The 2,907-nt window shown below is 55.0% G+C and carries 2 protein-coding genes; both read right to left on the bottom strand.

Annotation, left to right across the window (positions count from 1 at the left end; translation table 11 throughout):
• Window positions 1–1,963: excinuclease ABC subunit UvrA (uvrA, locus tag H8Q75_RS02895; protein WP_297040350.1), on the bottom strand; the 1,963-nt coding region annotated here is incomplete at its 3' end.
• Between the two features lie 193 nt (window positions 1,964–2,156).
• A partial coding sequence (locus H8Q75_RS02890) for a TCP-1/cpn60 chaperonin family protein (protein WP_297040348.1) occupies window positions 2,157–2,907 on the bottom strand: 751 nt, incomplete at its 5' end.

The following is a 2,907-nucleotide window of genomic DNA, read 5'->3' as shown; positions in this document are numbered from 1 at the left end:
CTTCGTGCATGAGGGTGGACTTGCCCGATCCCGATACTCCCGTCAGACACACCAGCTTGCCAAGGGGAATTTCTACGGTGATATCCTTGAGGTTGTTGCGGGACACCTTTTTTAGAATCAGGGATTTGCCATTCCCTGGCCGGCGATCGCTGGGAGTTTCGATGCGCTTGCGCCCCGACAGATAAGCCCCCGTCAGGGAGTCAGGATGGTTGAGAATTGCCTCGAGGCTGCCTTGAGCGACAATTTGGCCGCCGTGGCTTCCCGCCCCTGGGCCAATATCGACAATGTAATCGGCAGCCCGGATCGTATCCTCATCGTGTTCGACAACAATCAGCGTATTCCCCAAGTCCCGCAGGCGAAAGAGCGTTTGCAGCAGGCGATCGTTATCGCGCTGGTGCAGGCCAATACTCGGCTCATCGAGGACATAGAGCACCCCCGTCAGGCCAGAGCCAATTTGGGTAGCCAAGCGAATTCGTTGAGCTTCACCCCCAGAGAGGGTGGCTGCACTGCGATCCAAGGTTAGGTAATCGAGCCCCACATCAATGAGAAACTGCAACCGCGCCATTACTTCCCGCAGGGCTAGTTCCGCAATTTGTTGTTGGCGAGGCGTGAGTTGCAGGGATTGAAGCCGTGCCCAGCACTCGCGAATCGAAACACGGGTGAGATCCGTAAGGCGATATTGCCCCAAGCGCACGGCCAAAGCGGCTGGTTTCAGGCGTTGTCCCTGACAGGCGGGGCAGGTTTGATTGACTTGGTACTCTTCCAGTTTTTGCCGGTAGGCCTCGGAGGTCGTCTCGCGGTACTGCCGCTCTAGGATGGGAATCACCCCTTGAAATTGACGGTAGTAGTCCCGTTTGCGATAGCGCAAATCAGAAGGGATGAGAATCGGCGTGTCGGTGCCGTAAAGGAGGATCTCCCGTTGCAACTCCGTGAGGCGATACCACGGTGTATGGATGTCAAAACCAAGGGCCTCAGCAACACCACAGAGGAGAGCAAGGTAGTAGTCGTGTTCCTTCTCGGCCCAGGGGGCGATCGCCAGATAAACCGGTAGTTCGGGATTGGGGACAATTAACTCCGGGCTAAATTTGCGCAAATAGCCCAGGCCATGGCACTCTGGACAGGCCCCATAGGGGGAGTTAAAGGAAAAAAGTCGCGGAGAGAGCTCATCCATCACCGCCCCATGCTCAGGGCAGGCAAAATTTTCTGAAAACAGGAGCGTTTGACCCTCAGCCCCCGTCTCCCGAGACACCACACTGACCATTGCCGTACCGTTGCCATGGTGCAACGCCGTTCGCAAGGAATCCCCTAAACGTTCCTCAATCCCCGGCTTCAGCACCAGGCGATCAACAACAATTTCAATCGTGTGGACATGGTTTTTGTCCAGTTCAATGGCATCACTGAGGTCGCGCACCTCCCCATCAATCCGAACCCGCACAAAACCTTCACTGGCCAGACTCGACAGCAGCTTCCTGTGGCTGCCCTTCTTCCCCTTGACAATGGGGGCCAAGACTTGAAAGCGGCTCTGGGGCGGCAACTGCATCACCTGATCCACCATTTCATCAATGGTTTGGGGGCGGATCGAGCGATCGCAATGGGGGCAATGGGGTTCACCGGCACGGCCATAGAGCAGCCGCAGGTAGTCATAGATTTCCGTGACCGTCCCCACCGTTGAGCGGGGATTGTGGGAGGTGGACTTTTGATCAATAGAAATTGCTGGACTCAGCCCCTCAATGGCATCCACATCAGGCTTATCTAACTGGCCGAGGAATTGCCGTGCATAGGCACTCAGGGACTCCACATAGCGGCGTTGTCCTTCAGCAAAAATCGTGTCAAAGGCAAGGGAGGACTTCCCTGAACCGGAGACACCGGTCATTACAATCAGGCGATCGCGGGGCAGATCGAGGTCAATGTTTTTCAGATTATGCTGCCGTGCACCCCGAATGCGAATTTCACCTCCAGGCATTGGATCGCCCATACTGCAAAAAGAACTAATGTTAAAAAACATTACATTGAGGGCTATTATAGCAACGCTGCCAAACCCTTTCGCAGCCACTCAGCCATGAAAAAAGCGGGGTTTGGTTGCCCCGCTTCCCGTGTGGGTAACCCTCGCCTAGGCAGGTTCAGGGATTGACTCTGTGCCCAGGGTAGGGATGGGCTTAGTAGTCGAAGTCACCGCCCATGCCAGCACCGCTGCCCGCAGGATTATTTTCCTTGGGTTCGGGCTTGTCAACGATGATGCACTCGGTGGTTAGCACCATGCCAGCAATAGAGGCCGCATTTTGCAGAGCCGAGCGGGTAACTTTGGCAGGGTCAACGATACCGGCATCAAACATGTTGACATATTCATCTTTAGCGGCATCATAACCCACATCGAAGGGTTTTTCTTTGACCCGTTCAACAATGATGGCACCATTTTGACCCGCGTTTTCCGCAATGCGACGCAGGGGAGCGCTGAGGGCACGCTCAACAATGTTGGCACCAATCAGTTCTTCACCCGTTAGGTGCTCAGCGGCCCAGTTGCTCAACTCAGGAGCCAAGTGAACCAAGGTGGTACCGCCACCGGGAACAATCCCCTCCTCAACAGCGGCTTTGGTGGCGTTAATCGCATCTTCCAGACGGAGTTTGCGATCTTTCATTTCAGTTTCGGTGGCAGCACCGACTTTAATCACCGCCACCCCACCAGCTAGTTTGGCCAACCGCTCCTGCAGTTTTTCTTTGTCGTAGCTGGAGTCGGTTTCTTCGATTTGGCGACGGATTTGCTCGCAGCGAGCCTTGACGGCTTTTTCATTGCCTTCGGCAACAATCGTGGTGTGATCTTTGGTGATTGTGATGCGGCGAGCTTTACCGAGCATATCCAGCTTGGCATTTTCCAGCTTCAGACCCGCATCTTCGGTGATCACTTGACCG

Origin of the sequence: Thermosynechococcus sp. OHK43, assembly GCF_014466085.1 — a bacterium.
Classification (GTDB): Bacteria; Cyanobacteriota; Cyanobacteriia; order Thermosynechococcales; family Thermosynechococcaceae; genus Thermosynechococcus.
This window is presented reverse-complemented; position numbering and strand designations above follow the sequence as displayed.